Genomic DNA, 21,350 nt, shown 5'->3' with positions numbered 1-21,350 from the left:
CATGACCGGGCCGCGCAAGATCGCCGAGATTGCCAGCTACCATGCCCATATCTATTTCGACGGGCCGGAGCAACGCGCCATCGCCATGGATCTGCGCGACCTCATCTCTGAGCGTTTCTCCGTATCGCTCGGCCGCGTCCATGACCGGCTGGTCGGTCCCCATGTCCGGCCGATGTATCAGGTCAGCTTCGACGTGCCGACCTTCGCCGGTTTCGTGCCTTGGCTGATGCTCAACCGCCAGGGCCTTGCCGTGCTCATTCACCCCAATACGGGTCGCGAGCTCAGCGATCATATCGCGCAAGGATTATGGCTGGGCGAGATCCTGCCGCTCGTCAATCTCGAGATGCTGAAAGACGAAACGGTGGCGGAAGAGGCGCGGGCGCCCAACACGGTCCCGACCCTGTCGCCCTGATCACCGCAAGAAGCGGAGTGCGCAGGCCGATGGGCAGCGCCTAGATATCATCCAACGCCATTCAACATGGAAAGGATGAGAGATGATCGCAAACGATCCCCGCTGGGCTCAGGTCCTGGCGCGCGATGCCGGCGCCGATGGCAGCTTCTATTATTCAGTCAGGACCAGCGGCGTCTATTGCCGGCCCTCCTGCGCGGCGCGCCCGGCGCGGCCGGAAAATGTCGCCTTCCATCCGACAGCCGCCGATGCGGAAAAAGCCGGTTTCCGCCCCTGCAAGCGCTGCAGGCCCGACCAGCCGCGCGAAGTGATCCGCTATTGCCTGGGGCCGACGGCGCTCGGCCAGCTGCTTGTTGCTCAATCTCTGGATGGAATCTGCGCCCTGTTGCTGGGCGACGATGCGGCCGTTCTCAAGGCCGATCTCGCGCACCGCTTTCCGAAAGCGGGCCTTGTCGAGGATGGGGCGCTCGCTGCCTTTCCCAAGGCAGCGGCGTTGATGGCCGATCCGTCGGCCAAAGTCGATCTGCCGCTCGATCCGCGCGGGACGGAATTCCAGCGCTCGGTCTGGAATGCCTTGTGCGGTATTCCGGCGGGGCAGACGGTGAGTTATGCCGAACTGGCGGGGCGCATCGGCAAGCCGGACGCGGTGCGCGCCGTGGCCTCGGCCTGCGGGGCCAACCCGATTGCCGTCGCTATCCCCTGTCACCGGGTCCTGCGCGGTGACGGCGCCCTCTCCGGCTATCGCTGGGGCGTTGCGCGCAAGCAGCAGCTGCTCGCCGCCGAGGCACGGGCATGACGGCTTGCGACTGGAATTCCATCGGCGCCTCGCTGGATGCCGAGGGGCATGCTGTCCTCCCAGGATTTCTCGACCATGCGGATTGCGATGACTGCGTCGCCGCCTATGACGATGACGGGCCCTATCGCAGCCGCGTGGTGATGGAACGCCACGGCTTCGGCAAGGGCGAATATAAGTACTTCGCCTATCCCTTGCCGCAGCCGGTGGCGGATATCAGGCAAGCGCTCTATCCGCATCTGGCGCCCATCGCCAACCGATGGAACGCGGCGATGGGGCTCGATCTGCGATACCCGCCGACCCATGCCGATTTCATCGCCCAATGCCACGCCGCCGGCCAGTCGCGCCCCACGCCGCTCATCCTGCGCTATGGGCGGGGCGACTATAATTGCCTGCACCAGGATCTCTACGGGGCGCTGGCCTTCCCTCTGCAACTTGCCATCCTGCTCTCCAGCCCGGGGGAGGATTTCACCGGCGGCGAATTCGTCCTCACCGAGCAGCGACCGCGCCAGCAATCGCGCCCCATGGTGGTGCCGCTGCAAAAGGGTGACGCGGTCCTCTTTGCCGTGCATCATCGGCCGGTGCAGGGAACGCGCGGCACCTACCGCGTCAATCTGCGCCACGGGGTCAGCCGGGTGGCCGGCGGTCGGCGCCATACTCTGGGTATCATTTTTCACGACGCCACATGATGCAAGATTTCTTCGCCGATGGGCCTGAGCGCAAGGACGAAAAGCTGGACGAGGGCGCGCTGCTGCTGCGTGGCTTTGCCGAAGGAATGGCGGCGGATCTCCTTGCCGAAATCGACCGGATCGCGGCGGCGGCGCCATTTCGCCACCTGGTGACGCCAGGCGGCTTCCGCATGTCGGTCGCCATGACCAATTGCGGGGATTTCGGCTGGGTGTCGGACCGGCGCGGCTATCGCTATGACCCGCAGGATCCGGAGAGCGGGCGGCCCTGGCCGCCCATGCCGCCGCTCTTCCTCGATCTTGCCACGCGTGCGGCGGCCATGGCCGGCTTTCCCGGTTTCCATGCCGATGTCTGCCTCATCAACTGCTACACGCCGGGAACCAGGCTGACCTTGCACCAGGACAAGGACGAGGGCGATTTCACCCAGCCGATCGTTTCCATTTCTCTGGGTCTCCCGGCGGTCTTCCTGTGGGGCGGCCTCGCGCGGACCGACAAGGCGCGGCGGATCCCCCTCTACCATGGCGATGTCGTGGTCTGGGGCGGGAAGTCGCGGTTGCGCTATCACGGCATCGCCCCACTGAAGGAAGGGTCTCATCCGTTGTTGGGCGCCCGGCGCCTCAATCTCACGTTCCGCCGGGCGCGCTGAAAAAATCTCTCGCCGATGTCACACCGGCGCCCGCCCGCTCGTCTTGTCTGCGTAACCCATGCAACAGACAGGAAGACGATGATGAAAGCCCACCTCAACCCGTTCCAGGCCGCCCCCAAAGCCATGCAGGCGATGCTGGCATTAAGCGATCATGTGCAGACCTGCGGCCTCGACCACACGATTCTGGAACTGGTGAAGACTCGCGCCTCGCAGATCAATGGCTGCGCCTATTGCCTGCACATGCATACAAAGGATGCCCGCGCCATGGGCGAAACGGAGATGCGTCTCTATTTGCTGAGTGCCTGGCGCGAATCGCCGCTTTATAATGAACGCGAACGCGCGGCGCTGGCCTGGACCGAAGCCCTGACCACGCTCGACGGCAAGTCCGTGTCAGAGAGCGAATACCGGGCCATGGCCGCCCAATTCACGCCGGAGGAGCAGGTGCAGCTCACCCTTGCCATCACCGTCATCAACAGCTGGAACCGCATCAATGTTGGCTTCCACACCATCCATCCGGTCAAATGACGATGACTGATTCTGCCGACAGCTTCGCACCGCACCGTGCGCGTCTCACCCGCATCGCCTATCGCATGCTGGGCTCGGTGGCGGAGGCGGAGGACGTCGTGCAGGACGCTTACTTGCGCTGGCATCAACTCGACCGCGCCGCAGTCGAGAATGCCGGCGCCTTTCTGGCGCGCATGGTGACGCGGCTCTGTCTCGATCACCTGAAATCCGCGCGGGTGCAGCGCGAAACCTATATCGGCCCCTGGCTACCGGAACCGGTGGTCGAGCCGGATATCGACCTCAGCGAGGAGGCGGAGGATCTGACCCTTGCCCTGATGATGGCGCTGGAACGCCTGTCGCCGCTGGAACGCGCCGCCTTCCTGCTTCACGATGTTTTCGGCATGAGCTTTGACGAGGTGGCGCTGGCGGTCGACCGTGACCCGGCGGCCTGCCGCCAGCTGGCCTCGCGGGCGCGAGGCCACGTACAGGCCGCCAAGCCCCGCTTTCCGGTCTCGCCCGAACAGGGCCGCGATATTGCCGCAGCCTTCTTCACCGCTTCCCGCCAGGGCGATCTCACCGGCCTGCGCCAGGTCCTTGCCGCCGATGTGGTGGTCTTCTCCGATGGCGGCGGCAAGAAGAATGCCGCCGGCAGGCCGGTCGAGGGCATGGAGCGGGTGCTGCATTTCTTCGGCGGCCTCGCTCGCCTGCCGAGCTTCGCGGCACCCCGCATTCTCTATCAGGGCATGATCGACGGGTTGCCCGGCTATATCACCCGCGAAGGTGACGACACGCTGCAGAGCATGGCCTTCGAGATCGAAAACGGCCGCATCAAGGCCATCTATGTGATGCGCAACCCGGACAAGATGCGCCATCTGCCGTTCTAGGCTGTTCAGTTTCCCCACAGCGCCAGAATGAACGCACCGCTTGCCGCCAATGCCGCCATGGTGCGGACATGGTTCCACATCACCCAATCCTTGAGGTAACGGGTCCAGAGGCTTGCCGCCTCGTCACTGCGGGCCTCCAGCGGCGCCAGTGCGTTGTTGAGCGGTACGTTGCGGAAGATCGTCACGCCGAAACAGCCGATGACATAAAGCGCGCTGCCGGCCAGGAGAGGGCCCATGGCGGGCGTGCCATGGATAATGGCCAGGGCTGCCAGCAAGACGGCCCCCAGGGCTGTGCCGATGAAAACGCCAAGGAACAGCGGATTGATCACCGCGATATTGATCGATTGCATAGCGGCGACGCCCTGCGGCGCCGGCAATTTCGCCAAGGCTTGCATGACGAAGCTCGAAAACGCGAAAAACGCGCCGGCGATGAGGCCACTGCCGAGGGCGAGGATCAGCGTCAGCGGGAAGATAAGGGTGCCCAGCATCGGTCATTTCCTCAAATTGGCACCAAGCAAAGCCCGAGATTTGACAATCGGTCAATATGTTGATATCAACCTTTATCGCTGATGCCAATTGGCAAAAGAAATCGGAGGAAGCGATGCGTTATGTCGATGGTTTTGTCCTGCCCGTTGCAAAGAAGAACCAGCCGTTCGACATGACGCGCATGGCCATGGGCGGCTTTGCGTTGCTGGTCGCCCGCTGATCAGCTGCCGGATAAAAGCGCCGGCGATGAACTTCATCCTCTCCGCGGGCCTCCGTCCAAGGGCAAAATCGCAACCAATGAAATGGGAGACATCGATGCTCAAGCTCAACCCGTATCTGACCTTCAACGGCCAGGCGCGCGCCGCCTTTGAGTTCTACGCCAAAGTCCTCGGCGGCAAAATCGTCATGATGATGCGCAATGGCGAGGCGCCGGCCGAATCGCAGATGCCGGGCGGTAATCCGGACCTCATCATTCATACCCGCATCCATATCGGCGACCAGGTGCTGATGGCCTCCGACGCGCCGGCCGATTGCCATGTCGACACACGCGGCATGATGGTCTCGCTCGTCGTCGATACGCCGGCCGAGGCCGAACGAATCTACAAGGATCTTGGCGCCGGCGGTACCGTCACGATGCCGATGACGGAAACGTTCTGGGCGCACCGTTTCGGCATGTTCACCGATAAATTCGGCATTCCCTGGATGGTCAATTGCGAAAAGCAGATGTAATGCCTGCCGGCATCGATGGGTGTACCGGCCTGCCGCCGGCGCCTAAAGCCGTCCCAAACGGTCGAGGTGCCAGAGCATCAGGTCCGGATAGCGCGACTGGCTCAATGGCGCCCGGTGACAGCGCTGGATGATGTCGGTATCGGTCGCGGCATTGCCTTCGACGATGACGATTCCCTGATCCGTCAGGGCGACATCCCAGCCGACAATGGCGCGGTCGGCAAAAGCCTTATGGGCCGCAAGCACCGTAGCCACCATTTCCGTGCATTGCGGCAGGATGCGGCCGTTGATCTGCGCGCCCGACAGCGGATGCCGGTTGATCCATCCGGTACTCGGCGCGAGGCCCATATCGGTCGCTGGTCCAAGCCGCCCGGTCGCCAAATCCACCGCCGCGGCGATACCGCCGGCGTGGAAATTGTCGACGATGCTGTCCGCCCTGGCCGGCATGCGGAACACGGCGCGGATCGCCTCGGGCCGGCCACCTTCATCGATTGCGCTCACCACCCGCAAGGTGGCCAATGCCCCTTGCGCCAGATCTCGCAGGGCCGGGTGGTTCACCAGCCGGCGCTGCACCAGATAGGGCTCGCGCGTAGAGCGCGCGACGAGACGCGCCATGAAAGCGGCGGCATCAAGTTCCAGCCCGCCATCGTTGCGGTAGATACCCGCCGCATGGCGCCACAATTCGGCGCGGCTGCCGCCCCGGCCGCGCGTGCGCTTGACGAAGAGGTCTGCGGCCGGCAAGGCATCAAAAGTCCCATCAATGCGACCCTCGCGCAGCGAGGCGACGATGGGTGCTACCGGAATGTCGCGCGCCAGGCAATATTGCGCGAAGACAACCTTGTCCGTCAGCGGCGACCATGCCGTGTCATCCGGCTTGAGCAGTCGATAGAGCGAGTCCTTGGTGGCGCCGCGCTGAACATAGTGGGCGGCCTGGCCGAAATGTTCGGGCAGATAGAAGTCGAGCTTGTAATAATAGTCGGGAACGATGCCGAAGCGCGCCGCCAGCAGCAATTGCTCCCAAGCCTGGCGCCACAGGCTCTTGCCTGTCCGCGCGCGAACCATCGCGCCATTGCGCCGCGTCGTGTAGCAAATGCGTGCCAGGACAATGAGCGGCCAGCAGAGCAGCAGGCCAAAAAGTTCCAAACGGCCGATCATACCGCGGCTGCGCCACACGGCACGGTAATGCGTTCTGTGCAACCGCTTGACCCTGTCGGTGCCGCCCGATGCGAAGGCCCAGGCCAAAGGCAGCGGCGGTGGCAATTTCTGCACCGTCACCTTGATCCCTTTCAGCGACCCGGCACCCATGGACTGGAATCTCTTCGTCGTTGATCCAGCCGCCCTCTAGCAGATGCCTGAAATCCGGTCATGAGAAAGCTTGATGACAGTGACCATCTGGGGACCACCTGGCGCCCTAGCGGTCGGCCTTTTCGAGCAGGTGCCAGGCGAGCAGCGCGCCATAGCGCGTCGGGCCGAGCGGGCCCGCATGCGGGCGCTGGATGTTGTCGACATCCGGCGCGGCATTTCCTTCGACCAGCAGCAGGCCCCGGTCGGTCAGCGCGATATCCCAGCCGACGATGATGCGATCGGCGAATGCCGCGTGCGCGCGCTGGCCGAGTGCTACCACCTCGGCCCAGTGCGGCAAGGTGCGGCCGCTGATGCGCGCGCCGGTGGTCGGATGGTTGTCGAGCCAGCCGATGCTGGGGGCGAGGCCGAAATCGGTCGCCCGGCCCAGCGTGCCGGTGACGAGATCGACCGCGGCCGCAATGCCGCCGGCATGAAAATTATCGACGATGCTGTCGGCACGCTGCCCCATCCGGAAGACGGCGCGCACGGCCTCGAACGCCCCGTTTTCGTTCATGACGGTGATGAGGCGCACGGTCGCCAGCGCGCCCGGGGACAGGTCGGCGATGTCCGGATGATTGATGAGCCGGCGCTGTGCCAGATAGGGTTCCTTGGAGGAGAGGTGAATGAGGCGTGCCAACAGCGCGTCCTGGTCGAGGCGCTCGCCGTCTCGAGTCTCGTAGTGGCCGTTGCGGTATTCCCAGAGTTCGGCGCGCGCGCCGCCACGGCCACGCGTGCGCTTGATGAAAAGATCCGCCGGCGGCAGTGAAGTGGCGCCGCCGTCGATGCGCCCGCCGCTCAGCGACATTTCCGTCGCGGCGACGGGCAGGCCGTGCTCAAGACAATAGGCGGCAAAGCCCTCCTTGCCGGTGAGGGGAGAGAAGAATCTGTCTGCCTTGAGTTGGCGATAGAGGCTATCCTTCACCACGTATCGATGAATGTAGTCGCCGGCGTCGCGATAGCGCTCGGGCAGGAAGAACTCCATCACGTAATAGGCCTGCGGGCGGAATCCGAAGCGCGCTGCCAGCGCCACCTGCTCCATCACCTGGCGCAGGATGCCTTTGCCGGTCCGCGCCTTCACCATGGCACCATTGCGCCGCGTCACCTGGGCGATGCGCACGGCCAGCAGAAACGGCCACAGCAACAGCAATCCGGCCATCTGCAGCTTGCGCAGCGGCGTGAGGCTCCGCCAGACCAGTCGGTAGTGCAGCTTGTGAAGCCGGGCGGCAAAACCCTCACCGGGTGGCAGAAAGGCCCAGGCCAAAGGCAAAGGCGGTGGAAATTTCTGAACGCTGACCTTGATGCCGTCCAGCAGATGAGTATTCACGCGTCGCCAGCCTCATGCCGAGAGTTTTCCGCCGCTCGGCTCTAGCAGAAATGGCCCATCCCGTCATCTGAAAGTCCCGTCACCTGATAACCTGCCGCGCCGTTCAGAGCTTGGCTGCGGCGAGGATCGGGCCGCCTTGGGGCAATTGCACGATGATGGCACTCTCCAGGCCCGCTTGTGCCGGCGGCAGGGCCAGGGCGAGGCTCTCCCCGCTCCAGCTGCCAAGGCGCGTCAGTTCCCGCACCACATGCGTGATGGGCAGGACCCGGCGCCGGTTCTCGCCGCGCGCCACCGGCACCTCGCTCAGGCGCGGATCATAGCGCACCAGCCAGATATCGGCGGTATTGGCGGGTGCCGCGCTGCTGCCGATCGCGACGGCGCCGTCCTTGTGGCTGATGCTGGGGCCCGGTTCGGCGGCCTGCCGCGCGGCAGCCTGCGCGATCAGGTCCTCGATTTCGTCGAGATCCTGCCCAACCGCGTCGGCGCGGCCATCGACGACCATCTGCGGGGTGAAGGCGCCGGCATGGCCGAGCGGATGCTCATAGACCATCTGCCGTTCGGTGAATTCGGGCCGGGCGAATGTGTCTTCCCAGCCGAGATAGTCCCAATAGGTGACACCGAAACTCAGGGCCAGCACATCGGGCCGCTTGCTCAGTTCGATGAGATTGGCATCGGCCGGCGGGCAGGAGGAGCAGCCCTGGCTGGTGAAGAGCTCGACCACCACCGGACCCGCCGCCGCCTGGCTTGTGCCGCCGGCAAGCGTCAGCGCCGCCGCGGCCATGACCTGCATCAGATTGCGCCTCATCATCGATTCCTTCCGCTGGCTGTCTGTTGCGGAATACGGCGCCGACCCGCCGGGCGTTACACCAGCCCTGCTCATGTCCCTGGCAGGCGGCGGGTTGATCCGGCGCGTGGGCTGCCCTTACTATGCGCGACCCTTTTGACCCGCCAGCGTGACTCCCGTGAATCAGCCGACAATCAGCCAAGGCCATGCCCTGCCCGGGCGGCCCGAACAATGGGCGACGCGGCTCGCGTTTTTCTTCATCGGCGTGGCGCTGGCCACCTGGGCGCCGCTCGTTCCCTTCGCCAAGCACCGCTCCGGCCTCGACGATGGCGGGCTGGGCCTGCTGTTGCTGTGCCTCGGTGCCGGCTCGATCCTGGCCATGCCGCTTTCCGGCGCGCTCGCCACGCGTTTCGGCTGCCGGTCCGTCATTCTTCTCTCCGGCCTGGTGCTGACGGCATTGTTGCCGCTCCTGGCCTTCCTTGACGATGCGCTGCTGCTGGGTGCCACGCTCTTTGTCTTCGGTGCCGCCGTCGGTGCCTCGGAGGTGGCCATGAACATCCAGGCCGTGATCGTGGAGAAGGGAGCAACGCGCCCGCTGATGTCCGGTTTCCACGGCTGCTTCAGCGTCGGCGGCTTCGCGGGCGCCGGCTGCGTCAGCACCTTGCTGTGGCTGGGGGTGACGCCGCTCGGTGCGACACTCCTCATCGGCCTTGGCCTGCTGGTGACCTTGCTGCTCTCCAGCCGCAACAGTCTCACCTATGGCAATGAGGGTGGCGAACGCTCGCCCATGTTTGTCATGCCGCGCGGCATGGTGCTCTTCATCGGTCTGCTCTGTTTCATCATCTTCCTTGCCGAAGGCGCCATGCTCGATTGGAGCGCGCTGTTTCTGGAATCGCAGCGCGGCTTCGACCGGGCGCTGTCGGGCACCGGCTATACCGCCTTCGCCATCGCCATGACGCTCGGCCGCTTCGGGGGCGACCGCATCGTCGCCGGCCTCGGGCCCTACCGTGTCATGCTGCTGGGCGGCCTGGTCGTGGCCTTGGGTTTTGCCGTCGCTGTCCTGGTGCCGTTCGATGCGGCGTCGCTCATCGGCTTTGCGCTCATCGGCCTCGGCGCCTCCAACATCGTGCCGGTGCTCTACACCGCCACCGGCGCGCAGAAGGTGATGTCGCCCAGCCATGCCGTCGCCGCCATCACGACGATCGGCTATGCCGGCATCCTGCTGGGTCCCGCCGTGATCGGTTTCGTCGCCAGGGCCAGCAGCCTCAGCCTCGCCTTCGGCCTCATCGGTCTCCTGATGCTCAGCATCGCCGTGAGCGCCCGCCGCGTTACCGGCCCGCGCGCCCAAGGTTGATGCCCAAGGGTTGTGCCAGCCCTAGGATAGCGGCGCTGGGCCCACTCCCGAGGCTGGCGGCACGCTGTCGAACAGATGACGTGCATCCTCGCTGATCGCCTGGAAGGCCTGCCAGATGCGCGGTTCGAAATGCGATGGGCGGGTGCGATGATCGCCATTGACGATGATATCCATCGCCGCCTTGTGCGACATGCCGGCGCGATAAGGCCGGTCCTCGCGCAGGGCGTCATAGATGTCGCAGATGGCGACGATCCGCGCCGGCAGCGGTATATCGTCACCGCTCGTCCCGTGCGGATAGCCGGTACCGTCATGGCGTTCATGGTGATGAAGCGCAATGTCGGCGGCCAGCTGCACCAGCTTGTCGTCGGGTGTCGCCAGAATATCGTACCCGCGCGCCGAATGGGTCTTGAAGCAATCGACCTCGGCGCTCGACAAGGGGCCGGCCTTGCGCAGCAGATCGAGCGGCACGGCGAGCTTCCCTATATCGTGCAGGATGCCGGCGCGGGCGATGTCATAGGCTGTCCCGGCATCGAGGCCGATTTCCCGCGCCAGCGTATAGACGACATGGGCCACGCGCCGCTCATGGGAATTGGTCACGAAATCGCGGCACGCCTCGGCGCGGGTGAGGCAGGCAATGGCAAGGGGCAGGCGGCTGTCGTTCAGCATCGACAAAAGTTGTAAGCCTCGCAGTGGGTGCGCCTTTCGTTACGCCCGTCAAGGGTGCTCCGGCTGGTATTGCCAACGCCTTAAACGTGCGGTGCGTTCCTGCCGGCCGAGCAAGATGTCACAACTGTCCGGCGGCTGGGATGCAGGCGGCCCATCCCTCGGCTGCCGTGATGGCGCGCCGAGCCCCGTCCCGCCGCCTTAACTTGTTCGGTCCCGCCAATAATACTATGACGAAATACCTAAGGAATCGCGTGGGAAACTTAGGTATGCAAGAAAAGAAGCACTTTAAATACAAATTTAAGGAAGGCGATCCCACGATTGCTTGTTGTACGCAGTAATTATTACTGCGGTGACTTTCCCGGTGCGGGGTGTGTCGGCCGGGAAATGGCTAATGGAGCAACAAGGAGAGTGGGTCATGCGGATTACCAGCAAGATGCTGGCCGGTTTTGGGGTCATCTGTGCCGTCGTTGCCATTCTGGGCGGCTGCATGGTGTGGAGCCTTACCTCGGTCGTCAACAATGCGGGGCTGGTGATCGGCCAGCGCGCGCCTGTCGTCAACAGTGCCAACGAAATCAAGACCGCGCTCAATGGCGCGCTCGCCGCCTTGCGCGGCTACATGCTGACCGGCCAGCCGGAACAGAAGCAGCTGCGCGCCCATGCCTGGGGCCAGATTTCTGCGGCCGCCGGTGCCATCGACGGTCTCCTGCCGGCGACCGCCGACGCCGCCGACCAGGCCAAATGGGTCGAGTTCAAGACGATCCTCGCCGAGCTGAAGGGCGTCCAGGACAAGGTGGAAGGCATCGTCGGCACGCCGGATGCCATGCCCGCCACGACCTTGCTGGTCGATGAAGGGGCGCCCCGCGTCGAGCAATTGCTGAAATCCCTCACCGCCATGATCGAGGAGGAGCAGGGCCTCGCTGCCACGCCGGAGCGCAAGGCGCTCCTCATCTCTATCGCCAATGCGCGCGGTCGTCTCACCGCTTCGGTCGCGGATCTGCGCGGCTTCCTCGCCACCGGCGATGAAAAGTTCAAGACCGGCTTTGCCGATAAATGGCAGGGCGCCTTGGATGCGGCCGGCACGGTGAAGACCAACGCCCTGCTGCTCACCTCCGGCCAGGCCCAGGCTTTCGAGACCTTCAACAAGGTGGCCGCCGAATTCCAGGGCGTTGCGAAACAGATCGTCGAACTGCGCGGTGGTCCCGGCTGGAACGTGCCGCTCGCCACCTTGAAGATCGAGGCATTGCCGCGTGTGGCAAAGCTGCTCGAACTCATCGACGGCCCGCTTGCCGGCGAAGGCGCCGGCAAGGACGGCATCGCCACCCACCAGAAAGCCCTGATGGCCAGCGACACCGCCAAGCTGATGCAGCTTTCCGGCTTCATGAAGGCGCTGGCCTGGGTGATGCTGGCCGGCGGCGTCGCCCTCGGCATCGCCATAGCACTTCTGACCGCGCGCTCCATCGTCAAGCCGCTGGGCCTGCTCAACCGCATCATGCAGCGTCTGGCGGCGCGCGACCTCGCCGCCACCGTCGAAGGCCAGGACCGCAAGGACGAAATCGGCGACATGGCCAAGACCGTGCAGGTGTTCAAGGAAAGCATGATCGAAACCGACCGGTTGAACGCGATCCAGGCGGCCGAACAGGAACGCCAGCTGGAGCGCGGTCGCCAGATGGACCAGGCGATCGGCGCCTTCGACAATGTCATCAGCGAGGTGGTGAGCTCAGTGAGCTCGGCGGCCTCGCAGCTGCAGTCGACCGCGCAGTCCTTGGCGGCGACGGCGGAAGAAACATCGCAGCAATCGGGCGCCGTTGCCGCGGCTTCCGAAGAGATGACGCAGAATGTGCAGACAGTGGCCTCGGCGACCGAGGAACTTACCGCCTCGATCAACGAGATCAGCAGCCAGGTCACCGAATCCACCCGCATCATCGGTGGTGCCGTCAATCAGGCGGACGACACCAATGCCAAGGTGGCGGCGCTGGCCGGTGCCGCGCAGAAGATCGGCGACGTCGTCACCCTCATCAACGACATCGCCAGCCAGACCAATCTCCTGGCCTTGAATGCCACCATCGAAGCGGCCCGGGCCGGCGAAGCCGGCAAGGGCTTCGCCGTGGTGGCGTCCGAGGTGAAGAACCTCGCCATGCAGACCGCTAAGGCGACCGACGAAATCGGCGGCCAGGTGCGTGCCATCCAGGAATCGACCGAAAGCTCGGCACAGGCAATCGGCTCGATCACCGAGACCATCAACCGGGTCAGTGAAATCGCCACCTCCATCGCCTCGGCCGTCGAGGAACAAGGGGCAGCGACCCAGGAAATCTCCCGCAACGTCCAGCAGGCCGCTGCCGGCACCGGCGAGGTTTCCAGCAACATCGTCGGTGTCACGCAAGCCTCGCAGCAAACCAGCGCCGGTTCGACCCAGGTCCTGGGCGCTGCTACCGAACTCGCCCGCAACGGCGCAAGGCTGAAACACGAAGTCGACACCTTCCTGAAAACCGTGCGGGCACTCTAGTCCATCACCATTCCCCCTCCCCCCTTCAGGGGGGAGGGGGGCCGCACTCAGTCCGCATCCCCCTTTGCATCGCCCTGTCCCCCGGCACCTCATCCCCTCTCCCCTCGCGGGAGAGGGTCGGGGTGAGGGGGCGACATTGCCACGGCCTCAGAAGCACACGCCGCATCCCGGCTGTCAGGCTCGCACTGGAAGCGGGCATCCACGCATTCGTTCAAGTTCCGGTATCGATCCATCAGACATTTTTCTGAGGAGATCTCCGTGCTACAAGGCCTGGTGTTGAGCTCCGCAAGAATCACGAAAGCCAGCAATGAAGCTCATTCTCCCAGTCGTTGCGGTCGTCACGCTTCTCGTGGTCGCCGGATGCCAATCCGACCCCTATCGTGGCTATCAATCGGAAGCCTACGGCCCGCCGGAAGCCGCTAACGTCCCGCTCGCCATATCCGATGGAGCGCCAATGCTTTTGGATAGCGGGAGAGTCGTCCGAGCCGAGGTCGAGGAGAGCGTGCGTCGGAATCCGTGGCTCCTGGAATTGTCCGGGGACCTGCGCAATGAAGTTCTGCGATGTGTCGAGACCGTGGCAAGGTTGGACCCGCTCTACGCACCATCGCAGGATCCGGACGAGAGAGAGCGCAAAATGTTTGAATTGCTGGTGCAAGGCATCGACGAGATCGGTGCCGGCGACACATCGCGCTTCGCAACTCAATGCCCGGAAACCATGTCGGCTCTGAACGCCCCCTTGTGAAGTTGCTCTCCTGGCGGTCGGCAAGCGATCCGCCTGCCGCCCACATAGGGAGAATCCCCCATTTATTCGCGCCGCCGTTTACGCCGCTTGCACGGGCGCTTAGGGTGACGGCTGGCTCGCTTTGAGGGTTCGCCGCCGTGACCGCCGTCTTGAACAAGTCAAATTTCCGCATCGCTCTTCTCGCCGCCGTCGCCATGCTGGCCTTTGCGGCGAACTCGCTGTTGTGCCGGTTGGCGCTGGGGCCAGGGACGATCGGGGCTGGGACGATCGGGGCTGGGACGATCGGGGTTGGGGCGATCGATGCGGCGAGCTTTGCCAGCCTGCGCATGGTCTCGGGCGCCGTGATGCTCGTTGCCATCGTGGCTTTGCGCGGCCGGAAAGCGGGTGGCGGCCCCGGCAATTGGTTCTGGGGCAATTGGCGCTCGGCGGCGATGCTCTTTCTCTACATGGCCTGTTTCTCCTTCGCCTATCTGTCGCTGGGGGCGGGGACGGGGGCCTTGATTCTCTTCGGCGCGGTGCAGCTCACCATGTTCGCCGTGGCCCGGCGCGGGGGTGAGCGATTCTCCCAGCTCTCCTGGATCGGCCTGGCCGTGGCTGTCCTGGGCCTCATCTATCTGGTTTCGCCAGGCCTCCATGCGCCCGATCCCTTAGGTGCCTTGCTGATGACCGTCGCCGGGCTCGCCTGGGGCTTCTATTCGCTGCTCGGCCGGCGCGCCACCGATCCCCTGGCGGCGACGGCGCGCAATTTTGTCTCTGCGGTGCCGCTGGTGCTGCTGGTGAGCCTGGGCAGCTGGCTCATGACGCCCGATGCCGTGCATGCCAATGCGCGCGGCGTGATGCTGGCCATCGCCTCCGGCGCACTCGCCTCGGGTTGCGGTTATGTCGTCTGGTATGCGGTCCTGCCGTCGCTGCCCGCCATGCGCGCCGCCACCCTGCAGCTCTCCGTGCCGGCCATCGCGGCCCTTGGCGGCGTGCTGCTGCTGTCCGAGGAACTGACTCCGCGCCTGCTGCTCGCTTCCCTCGCAACCTTGGGCGGCGTCGCCTTCGTGCTGGCGCAACGCGCAAGACCGACGCGCTGAAGCGTGACCTTTCTCCAATAGTCGCAGCGAGAGATTGCCTACTCGCAACAAGAGCTGCTGATGACAATCCAGGGCCGCGGGCGCGCTGCAAAAGGGCTCGCGCTATTCCCTTTTATTCCCATTGGCGCAGCTTTTTGCAGGTGTCGCCGCAACGAGCGCTTTTAAACGCCGACGATCTTGCTACGCTGTGCAAGCGACTTTGCTGGCTGTGGTGCCGAACCGGCACGCTGCCCGTGCATTGAGGGGATGATGATCACTGACCTGGACGCCAAGGAACCTCGACCGGAGATACTGGTCGAGATCATCCATGCGCAGACCGAGATTGCCAAATTGGGTCTCGATCTCGGCGCCGTCATGAATCTTGTTGCCGAGCGCGTCCAGAAATTGACCGGTGCCACCGCCGCTGTGGTCGAACTCGCCGAAGGTGACGATATGGTCTATCGCGCCGTCAGCGGTCTCGCGCAATCGCAGCTTGGCCTGCGTCTGAAGCGGGCCGGCAGCCTCTCCGGCCTCTGTGTCGAGAGCGGGCAGATCCTGCAATGCGACGACAGTGAGGTGGATCCTCGCGTCGATCTCGATGCCTGCCGCCGCGTCGGCGTGCGCTCCATGATGGTCGCCCCCCTCAGCCATCAAGGCATTGTTGTCGGCGTGCTCAAGATTGCCTCCGCAGATGTGGCGGCCTTCGGTGGTGGCCACCGGCGCGTGCTCGAACTGATGTCGGGGCTGATCGCCGCTTCCATGTATCATGCCGCGCGGCATGACCCCGACGATCTCTATCACCGGGCGACGCATGATCCGCTGACGGGCCTTGCCAATCGCGCGCTCTTTTATGACCGGCTGCGGCAATGCGTTTCTCTGGCAATGCGGCGCGGCAAGCCGGTTGGCGTTGTCAGCATCGACATGAATCACTTGAAGGCGATCAATGATCGCCACGGCCATCGCGCCGGTGATGCGGCGCTGTGCGAGATAGCGGCGCGCATTGCCCGCATCTCGCGTCGGTCCGACACGGCCGCCCGGCTTGGCGGCGACGAATTCGGCGTCGTGCTGGCCGAGGTGGAAAGCCGCCAGGACGTGGCGCATCTTTCCGACCGGCTCGAACACGAGATCCGGCTGCCCTTCACGTTCGAGGATCTCGTGATGCCGCTTTCCGCCAGCGTCGGCATCGCACTCTACCCCGAAGATGGCACCGAAATCGAAGCGCTTATCGATCGGGCCGACCAGGCCATGTATCAGGCCAAGCGTGCGCGGCAGGCGCCCTAGCGTTTCAGGCGGATCATTCCGCCGGCGCTGCTTCGACGGCGTCGGGTTCATAAGACTCAGCCACCTTGCCCTGGCGCCTCGCCAGATAGAGCGAGAAGAGGCCGACCAGGCAGGCGGCGAAAGCCACGGCGGCGCCGACCCAGGGCACGTTGTGATAGCCAAGGCCATGGGCGATCGGCAGGCCGCCGAGGAAGGCGCCCGAGGCGCAGCCGATATTGAAGCCGGCATGGTTGAGGACCGAGACGAGGTTCGGTGCGCCTTTGGCTTCGATCACCACATGCATCTGCAGCGGCGCCACCACGGCAAAACCGGCGATACCCCAGACGATCAGCGTGGCGATCGCCGTCACCGGGTTGGCGGCGGTCACGGTGAAGAGGGCGAGCAGCAAGGCGATGCCGAGGAAGAGGGCGATGAGCGAGGGCATCAGCTTCCAATCGGCCAGCCGCCCGCCGACCAGATTGCCGAAAGTGAGGCCGAGGCCGAACACCACCAGCACATAGGTGACCGACGTCGCGGCGATGCCGGTGACGTCGGTGAGGATCGGGCGGATATAGGTGTAGACCGAGAACATAGCCGCGGCGGAGAGCGCGCTCATCGCCATGCCGATCACGACCTGCGGGCGCTTCAGCACGCGGAACTCGCCGATCAGAGAGGCGGATCTGCGCGCCGGCATTTTCGGCACCATCAGCGCCACGGCGAGAGCGGCAACGGCGCCGATGATCGCCACGGCAACGAAGGTGAAGCGCCAGCCGAAGGCCTGGCCGAAAGCGGTGCCGCCGGGGACACCCAGCACATTGGCGACCGTGAGGCCGGCCATGGTGAGCGCCATCGCCTGGGCGCGCTGATGCCTGGGCGCCAGGTCCGCCGCCACCACCGCGCCGATCCCCATGAAGGCGGCATGGGCGAAAGCGGTGAAGACCCGCGCCGCCAGCATCAGGTCATAGGTGGGGGCGAGGGCGCAGAACAGATTGCCCAGCATGAAGACGCCCATCAGGCCGAGGAGCGCACCCTTCCGCGGCAACCGCCCGGTGAGGATGGCGAGGATGGGGGCGCCGATGACGACGCCCACGGCATAGCCGGTGACCAGCAGGCCCGCCTGCGGGATGTCGACATGGAGGTCCCGCGCCACGTCGGGGAGCAGGCCCATCACCACGAATTCGGTGGTGCCGATGCCGAAACATCCGGCGGACAAAGCGAGGATCGAACGCGGCAGGGCCATCTTGGGACCGTTTCAGGGCGAGAGGGTGTGGCCGGCATTCTTCGCACATGCAGCAAAATAGGAAAGTTAATTCGTCATACCAATGACGCGGGCGACCTTGTGCCGGGTGCATGGGGCACTTGCCGCTTGCCAGCCCCGGGCGGGGTGTGAGAGGGTCCAGCTAATCGATTAGCTAATCGATTAGCTAATCGATTAGCTGGCCCGAAAAGCGCCGTTCCGGGAGAGATGCCATGTATACCAAGAGAGCCCTCCACGACTTAGGGGTGACGGGCGCCGATTTCACCGAATCCGAGCGCCGCCAGCTGGACGAGGCCGGCTTCTATCTGCGCCGGAACGTGTTCGATGCTGGTGCCTGCCGCGAGATGGCGGCGGCGTTCGACGCCCTCTCGGCCATCGAGGGCGCAGAGGGCGGGCATGAGGTCCATATCGAACCCGGCGCCCCCCGGGTCTCCAACATCTTCAACAAATCCAAGGCCTTCGATCGCTGCCTCGAAATCAAGCCGGTGCTCGCCGCCGCTGCCTATCTGCTGGGCGAGATCAAGGTGCACGGCGCCAACCTGCGCGAGCCCTTGCACGGCAAGGGGCAGCAGGACCTCCATGTCGATGTGCCCAAGCATTTCGACGGCGATTGGTGGGTCCTCAATGCCATCATCTGCTTTGACGACATGACGCTGGAGAACGGCCCCACCCGCGTCGTGCCGGGCTCGCATCATTGGGCGCCCTTCAATTGTTCGATCGTCAACCGCTTCGACTGGCAGCCACGGCCGCTTTCCGAGGAAGACAAGGTGCGGGTGCCCAAGGATGCGGGCGCCCCCTATCCCGGCGAGGTGCTGGTGACGGCGCCGGCTGGGTCGGTGATCATCTGTAATTCCGCGATCTGGCATTCGGGCACCCGCAACAACAATGGCGCGCGGCGCCGCGTGCTGCACCTCACCTATACCCGGCGCGACCTGCCGCAGCAGCTGGTGCAGCGCGAGCATCTTATCTCCTCGACCTATGAGCGGATGAGCGATGTGCAGCGCTATCTTCTCGACATCGAGCCGATGGCGGCCGGCGCCATGCTGCAATCGGCACGAGCGCCGGGTGCTGCGAAGGATTGGTGGGCGTAACCGGTCATGGCGACGATGCGCGATGTGGCCGAGGCGGCCGGCGTTTCAGTGGCGACCGTTTCGGCCTGTTTGAGCGGCCGCCGGTTCGTCAGCCCGGAACTCAAGACCCGCGTCAACCAGGCGGTGACGGAACTCGGCTACCAGCCCGACGGCATCGCCCGGTCCTTGCGCACGGGTGCCACCGGCCTCATCGGCCTGGTCATCCCCGATATCGGCAACCCCTTCTTCACCGAATTCGTGCGCGAGGTGGAGATGATGGCCAAGGCCTATGACTATTCCACCATCCTCGCCGACAGCGCCTATGATCTTGCCACCGAAACCAGGATGCTCAATTTGATGCGCCAGCAGCGCGTCGACGGCGTCATCCTGTGTCCGGCGGGTGCCAGGCAGGATTACACCTTCAAGGACTGGCCCGACGACATTCCGCTGGTGCTGGTCGACAATGCCTGGGACGACACGCCCTTCGACACCATCACGCTCGACAATGTCATGGCGGGGATGGACATCACGCAGCATATCCTGGGCCAGGGCCATAGCCAGATCGCCATCATCGCCGGGCCGAAGGGCAACCACACCAGCGACGAACGCCTGGCCGGATATGAACGTGCGCTGGCGATGGAACAGATCCGCCTGCAGCCGGATTTCATCCGCCATGGCGATTTCCGCGAGGCCGGCGGCTATACGCAAGCCCAGGCGCTGATCGACCTGCCGCGCCGGCCGAGTGCCATCTTCGTCGCCAACAACAACATGCTCATCGGCGTCATGCGCGCGCTGCACGACCGCAAGCTCAAGGTACCGGACGATATCTCGGTCGCCAGCATCGACGACTTCCCCTGGGCCGGCGCCTTCCGCCCGGGCCTCACCACCGCGCGCCAGCCGGTCAAGGAATTCGCCCAGCAGGCGATGCGCCTCATCCGCAAGCGCTTCTTCGAGGAAGAGGAAAGCCCGCAAGAGCAGATCATGCTGTCGGCCGAACTGGTGATCCGCGACTCCGTTGCAAAGAAGCGCTGACGGGAACGCTGCTTTTGCCTAAGATCGCCACGGAAAATCAGGCGATATGCAAGGAAGTATCATGAGCAGAAGATTGGACGGCAAGGTGGCGCTGGTGACGGGCGCCACGTCGGGTATCGGCCTGGCGATCGCCGAGCGTTTCGCGGCAGAGGGGGCGACGCTCATTCTCACCGGACGCAATGCGGAATCAGGTCAGGCCCTCGCCAGCAAGACCGGCGCCACCTTCATCGCCGGCGACGTGATGGATAAGGGTCTCGCCGATCGTCTGGTGGCGGTGGCCGTCTCGAATCATGGCCGCCTCGACATCCTGGTCAACAATGCCGGAATCATCCATCGCGGCAACATCCTGGAGACCTCGGACGAGGATTTCGCCCGCGTCATGGGCGTCAATGTCGATGCCGTCTTCCGCTTCAGCCGTGCCGCCATCCGGCAGATGGTGGCGCAGTTCGAGAAGGGTGGGAAGGGCGGAGCCATCGTCAACATCGCCTCCGACTGGGCGGTGGTGGCGGGCAAGCGGGAACTGGCCTATTGCGCCTCGAAGGGGGCGGTGGTGATGCTGACCAAGGCCATGGCGCTCGACCATGCGCGGCAAGGCATCCGCGTCAACGCCGTCTGCCCCGGCGATGTGGAAACGCCGATGCTGGTGGGCGGCATCCTGCATCGCGGCGACCAGGCGGCGGAGGGCTTGAAGAAGAACGGCGAGTCCATTCCCATGGGCCGCGTCGGCCAGCCACAGGAAATCGCCCAGGCGGTAGCCTTTGTGGCTTCGGACGAAGCCAGCTTCATGACCGGCCATGCGATGCTGGTCGATGGCGGCAACACTGCACAATAGATTCTGTGCAGGGTTTTGCCGAGCCGGCCGTGGAGACAATGGAGTCGTCGTCATTTCCTGTGGGGGTACCTGCCGTGAAGTCGCTTCTTGCCGGCCTTTGCGCCGCCTGCCTGCTGCTCGTCGCACCCCTGCTGCTCGTCGCACCCCTGCTGCTCGTCGCACCGGCCGCTGCGCAGGATCTCCCGGCCGGCGCCAAGGTCGAGAAGAACATTGCCTATGGCCCGGATCGCGATCAGCGATTCGATGTCTATCTGCCGGCCCATCCTAGGCACGCGCCGATCCTGTTCATGGTGCATGGCGGCGGGTGGAAGCGCGGCGACAAGGATATGAGCCGCGTCGTCGACAACAAGATCGCGCGCTGGCTGCCCAAGGGCATCATCTTCGTCACCGTCAACTATCGCATGATGCCCGAACTGGAACCTGTCTTTCAGGCCGACGACGTCGCGGCGGCCCTGGTGAAGGTGCAGGAAATGGCGCCCGGCTGGGGCGGCGATGCCGACAACGTCATCCTGATGGGCCATTCGGCGGGTGCCCATCTGGTGACGCTCATCAACAGCGCGCCGGAGATTGCCACCGGGAAAGGTGCGCATTTGTGGAAGGGCACCATCTCGCTCGACAGCGGCGCGATGAACGTGCCCGAGATCATGAACGCGAAGCATTTCAAGCTCTATGACGAAGCCTTCGGCACCGATTCGGCAAAATGGGAAGCGGCATCGCCCTATCATCGCGTCAAGGGTGTGACGCAACCGCTCCTCGGCATCTGCCGCCAGCGCTCGCCCGACGCCTGCCCGCAGAACAAGGCGCTTGCCAAGAAGGTCAACAGCCTGGGCGGCAAGATGCAGGTCGAGCCGGAGCGGATGAGCCATGGCGAGATCAACAGCGAGCTCGGCCTGCCCGGCGCCTATACCGACCGCGTCGAGAATTTCATGCGCAGCCTCGGTTGGAACGTCTAGAGGCCCGCTGCGCGACTAAGCTTTTCTTCCTGATC

General features: G+C 64.6%; 22 protein-coding genes. 16 read left to right on the top strand and 6 right to left on the bottom strand.

Annotation, left to right across the window (positions count from 1 at the left end; all coding sequences use genetic code 11):
- The first annotated feature begins 1 nt into the window (after position 1).
- The 6 genes from ACE3OA_RS08730 (at position 2) to ACE3OA_RS08705 (ending at position 3,923) form a co-directional block, all read left to right on the top strand.
- Positions 2 to 412 (top strand): DOPA 4,5-dioxygenase family protein, encoded by a 411-nt coding sequence (locus tag ACE3OA_RS08730; protein ID WP_374310059.1) that lies wholly within the window; start codon positions 2 to 4, stop codon positions 410 to 412.
- A gap of 82 nt (positions 413 to 494) precedes the next feature.
- Positions 495 to 1,205 carry a methylated-DNA--[protein]-cysteine S-methyltransferase gene (locus tag ACE3OA_RS08725; RefSeq protein ID WP_374310057.1) on the top strand — a complete coding sequence of 237 codons (711 nt, stop codon included), beginning with the start codon at positions 495 to 497 and terminating at the stop codon, positions 1,203 to 1,205.
- Complete coding sequence (locus ACE3OA_RS08720) at positions 1,202 to 1,891, top strand: 2OG-Fe(II) oxygenase (RefSeq protein ID WP_374310055.1); 690 nt, start codon at positions 1,202 to 1,204, stop codon at positions 1,889 to 1,891. The genes ACE3OA_RS08725 and ACE3OA_RS08720 overlap by 4 nt, the downstream gene beginning before the upstream one ends.
- Positions 1,891 to 2,535 (top strand): DNA oxidative demethylase AlkB, encoded by a 645-nt coding sequence (gene alkB / locus ACE3OA_RS08715; RefSeq protein WP_374310895.1) that lies wholly within the window; start codon positions 1,891 to 1,893, stop codon positions 2,533 to 2,535. The genes ACE3OA_RS08720 and alkB overlap by 1 nt, the downstream gene beginning before the upstream one ends.
- Positions 2,536 to 2,613: 78 nt before the next feature.
- Positions 2,614 to 3,060 (top strand): carboxymuconolactone decarboxylase family protein, encoded by a 447-nt coding sequence (locus tag ACE3OA_RS08710; RefSeq protein ID WP_374310053.1) that lies wholly within the window; start codon positions 2,614 to 2,616, stop codon positions 3,058 to 3,060.
- 2 nt (positions 3,061 to 3,062) lie between these two features.
- Positions 3,063 to 3,923 carry a sigma-70 family RNA polymerase sigma factor gene (locus tag ACE3OA_RS08705; protein WP_374310051.1) on the top strand — a complete coding sequence of 287 codons (861 nt, stop codon included), beginning with the start codon at positions 3,063 to 3,065 and terminating at the stop codon, positions 3,921 to 3,923.
- A gap of 5 nt (positions 3,924 to 3,928) precedes the next feature.
- On the opposite strand, the gene ACE3OA_RS08700 is transcribed toward ACE3OA_RS08705, so the two are convergent.
- On the bottom strand, positions 3,929 to 4,411 hold the full coding sequence (locus tag ACE3OA_RS08700; RefSeq protein ID WP_374310049.1) for a DUF1772 domain-containing protein: 483 nt from the start codon (positions 4,409 to 4,411) through the stop codon (positions 3,929 to 3,931).
- A 313-nt stretch (positions 4,412 to 4,724) separates the two neighbouring features.
- Between ACE3OA_RS08700 and ACE3OA_RS08695 the strand changes: the two genes are divergently transcribed.
- Complete coding sequence (locus ACE3OA_RS08695) at positions 4,725 to 5,138, top strand: VOC family protein (RefSeq protein ID WP_374310047.1); 414 nt, start codon at positions 4,725 to 4,727, stop codon at positions 5,136 to 5,138.
- Between the two features lie 42 nt (positions 5,139 to 5,180).
- On the opposite strand, the gene ACE3OA_RS08690 is transcribed toward ACE3OA_RS08695, so the two are convergent.
- The 3 genes from ACE3OA_RS08690 to ACE3OA_RS08680 form a co-directional block, all read right to left on the bottom strand.
- Positions 5,181 to 6,440, bottom strand: a complete 1,260-nt coding sequence (locus ACE3OA_RS08690) for a sugar-transfer associated ATP-grasp domain-containing protein (protein ID WP_374310045.1) — start codon at positions 6,438 to 6,440, stop codon at positions 5,181 to 5,183.
- A gap of 106 nt (positions 6,441 to 6,546) precedes the next feature.
- Positions 6,547 to 7,803, bottom strand: coding sequence for a sugar-transfer associated ATP-grasp domain-containing protein (locus ACE3OA_RS08685; RefSeq protein WP_374310043.1), 1,257 nt, complete (start codon positions 7,801 to 7,803; stop codon positions 6,547 to 6,549).
- Positions 7,804 to 7,906: 103 nt separating this feature from the next.
- A complete protein-coding gene (locus ACE3OA_RS08680) occupies positions 7,907 to 8,611 on the bottom strand; it encodes a DUF1223 domain-containing protein (protein ID WP_374310041.1) in 705 nt (234 codons plus the stop codon).
- A 154-nt stretch (positions 8,612 to 8,765) separates the two neighbouring features.
- On the opposite strand from ACE3OA_RS08680, the gene ACE3OA_RS08675 reads away from it, so the two are divergent.
- Positions 8,766 to 9,941, top strand: coding sequence for an MFS transporter (locus ACE3OA_RS08675; protein WP_374310039.1), 1,176 nt, complete (start codon positions 8,766 to 8,768; stop codon positions 9,939 to 9,941).
- A 21-nt stretch (positions 9,942 to 9,962) separates the two neighbouring features.
- Here ACE3OA_RS08675 and ACE3OA_RS08670 read toward each other — a convergent pair whose 3' ends face one another.
- Positions 9,963 to 10,607, bottom strand: coding sequence for an HD-GYP domain-containing protein (locus ACE3OA_RS08670; RefSeq protein WP_374310037.1), 645 nt, complete (start codon positions 10,605 to 10,607; stop codon positions 9,963 to 9,965).
- A 415-nt stretch (positions 10,608 to 11,022) separates the two neighbouring features.
- Between ACE3OA_RS08670 and ACE3OA_RS08665 the strand changes: the two genes are divergently transcribed.
- The 4 genes from ACE3OA_RS08665 (at position 11,023) to ACE3OA_RS08650 (ending at position 16,191) form a co-directional block, all read left to right on the top strand.
- On the top strand, positions 11,023 to 13,110 hold the full coding sequence (locus tag ACE3OA_RS08665) for a methyl-accepting chemotaxis protein (RefSeq protein ID WP_374310035.1): 2,088 nt from the start codon (positions 11,023 to 11,025) through the stop codon (positions 13,108 to 13,110).
- 307 nt (positions 13,111 to 13,417) lie between these two features.
- Positions 13,418 to 13,852 carry a hypothetical protein gene (locus ACE3OA_RS08660; RefSeq protein ID WP_374310033.1) on the top strand — a complete coding sequence of 145 codons (435 nt, stop codon included), beginning with the start codon at positions 13,418 to 13,420 and terminating at the stop codon, positions 13,850 to 13,852.
- 137 nt (positions 13,853 to 13,989) lie between these two features.
- Positions 13,990 to 14,931 carry a DMT family transporter gene (locus ACE3OA_RS08655; RefSeq protein ID WP_374310031.1) on the top strand — a complete coding sequence of 314 codons (942 nt, stop codon included), beginning with the start codon at positions 13,990 to 13,992 and terminating at the stop codon, positions 14,929 to 14,931.
- A gap of 246 nt (positions 14,932 to 15,177) precedes the next feature.
- Positions 15,178 to 16,191 carry a diguanylate cyclase domain-containing protein gene (locus ACE3OA_RS08650; RefSeq protein WP_374310029.1) on the top strand — a complete coding sequence of 338 codons (1,014 nt, stop codon included), beginning with the start codon at positions 15,178 to 15,180 and terminating at the stop codon, positions 16,189 to 16,191.
- A gap of 13 nt (positions 16,192 to 16,204) precedes the next feature.
- Here ACE3OA_RS08650 and ACE3OA_RS08645 read toward each other — a convergent pair whose 3' ends face one another.
- Positions 16,205 to 17,410: an MFS transporter gene (locus ACE3OA_RS08645; RefSeq protein ID WP_374310027.1), complete on the bottom strand. Its 1,206-nt coding sequence runs from the start codon at positions 17,408 to 17,410 to the stop codon at positions 16,205 to 16,207.
- Between the two features lie 230 nt (positions 17,411 to 17,640).
- Here ACE3OA_RS08645 and ACE3OA_RS08640 point away from each other — a divergent pair, with 230 nt between their 5' ends.
- The 4 genes from ACE3OA_RS08640 (at position 17,641) to ACE3OA_RS08625 (ending at position 21,315) form a co-directional block, all read left to right on the top strand.
- A complete protein-coding gene (locus ACE3OA_RS08640; protein ID WP_374310025.1) occupies positions 17,641 to 18,519 on the top strand; it encodes a phytanoyl-CoA dioxygenase family protein in 879 nt (292 codons plus the stop codon).
- 6 nt (positions 18,520 to 18,525) lie between these two features.
- Positions 18,526 to 19,530 (top strand): LacI family DNA-binding transcriptional regulator, encoded by a 1,005-nt coding sequence (locus ACE3OA_RS08635; RefSeq protein ID WP_374310023.1) that lies wholly within the window; start codon positions 18,526 to 18,528, stop codon positions 19,528 to 19,530.
- A 61-nt stretch (positions 19,531 to 19,591) separates the two neighbouring features.
- On the top strand, positions 19,592 to 20,362 hold the full coding sequence (locus tag ACE3OA_RS08630) for an SDR family NAD(P)-dependent oxidoreductase (RefSeq protein ID WP_374310021.1): 771 nt from the start codon (positions 19,592 to 19,594) through the stop codon (positions 20,360 to 20,362).
- 74 nt (positions 20,363 to 20,436) lie between these two features.
- On the top strand, positions 20,437 to 21,315 hold the full coding sequence (locus ACE3OA_RS08625) for an alpha/beta hydrolase (protein WP_374310019.1): 879 nt from the start codon (positions 20,437 to 20,439) through the stop codon (positions 21,313 to 21,315).
- The last annotated feature ends 35 nt before the right edge of the window (positions 21,316 to 21,350 follow it).

It is taken from the genome of Dongia sp., from assembly GCF_041906375.1.
Classification (GTDB): Bacteria; Pseudomonadota; Alphaproteobacteria; order Dongiales; family Dongiaceae; genus Dongia.
The sequence above is the reverse complement of the archived record's forward strand: the minus strand, read 5'-3'. Positions and strand labels throughout refer to the sequence as shown.

Coding starts and splice junctions, on each gene's coding strand:
- ACE3OA_RS08695 (WP_374310047.1), top strand. CDS start 4,725: ATGCTCAAGCTCAACCCGTATCTGACCTTCAACGGCCAGGCGCGCGCC.
- ACE3OA_RS08650 (WP_374310029.1), top strand. CDS start 15,178: ATGATGATCACTGACCTGGACGCCAAGGAACCTCGACCGGAGATACTG.
- ACE3OA_RS08635 (WP_374310023.1), top strand. CDS start 18,526: ATGGCGACGATGCGCGATGTGGCCGAGGCGGCCGGCGTTTCAGTGGCG.
- ACE3OA_RS08705 (WP_374310051.1), top strand. CDS start 3,063: ATGACTGATTCTGCCGACAGCTTCGCACCGCACCGTGCGCGTCTCACC.
- ACE3OA_RS08730 (WP_374310059.1), top strand. CDS start 2: ATGACCGGGCCGCGCAAGATCGCCGAGATTGCCAGCTACCATGCCCAT.
- ACE3OA_RS08700 (WP_374310049.1), bottom strand. CDS start 4,411: ATGCTGGGCACCCTTATCTTCCCGCTGACGCTGATCCTCGCCCTCGGC.
- ACE3OA_RS08670 (WP_374310037.1), bottom strand. CDS start 10,607: ATGCTGAACGACAGCCGCCTGCCCCTTGCCATTGCCTGCCTCACCCGC.
- alkB (WP_374310895.1), top strand. CDS start 1,891: ATGCAAGATTTCTTCGCCGATGGGCCTGAGCGCAAGGACGAAAAGCTG.
- ACE3OA_RS08660 (WP_374310033.1), top strand. CDS start 13,418: ATGAAGCTCATTCTCCCAGTCGTTGCGGTCGTCACGCTTCTCGTGGTC.
- ACE3OA_RS08710 (WP_374310053.1), top strand. CDS start 2,614: ATGATGAAAGCCCACCTCAACCCGTTCCAGGCCGCCCCCAAAGCCATG.
- ACE3OA_RS08680 (WP_374310041.1), bottom strand. CDS start 8,611: ATGATGAGGCGCAATCTGATGCAGGTCATGGCCGCGGCGGCGCTGACG.
- ACE3OA_RS08690 (WP_374310045.1), bottom strand. CDS start 6,440: ATGGGTGCCGGGTCGCTGAAAGGGATCAAGGTGACGGTGCAGAAATTG.
- ACE3OA_RS08645 (WP_374310027.1), bottom strand. CDS start 17,410: ATGGCCCTGCCGCGTTCGATCCTCGCTTTGTCCGCCGGATGTTTCGGC.
- ACE3OA_RS08630 (WP_374310021.1), top strand. CDS start 19,592: ATGAGCAGAAGATTGGACGGCAAGGTGGCGCTGGTGACGGGCGCCACG.
- ACE3OA_RS08725 (WP_374310057.1), top strand. CDS start 495: ATGATCGCAAACGATCCCCGCTGGGCTCAGGTCCTGGCGCGCGATGCC.
- ACE3OA_RS08640 (WP_374310025.1), top strand. CDS start 17,641: ATGTATACCAAGAGAGCCCTCCACGACTTAGGGGTGACGGGCGCCGAT.
- ACE3OA_RS08720 (WP_374310055.1), top strand. CDS start 1,202: ATGACGGCTTGCGACTGGAATTCCATCGGCGCCTCGCTGGATGCCGAG.
- ACE3OA_RS08665 (WP_374310035.1), top strand. CDS start 11,023: ATGCGGATTACCAGCAAGATGCTGGCCGGTTTTGGGGTCATCTGTGCC.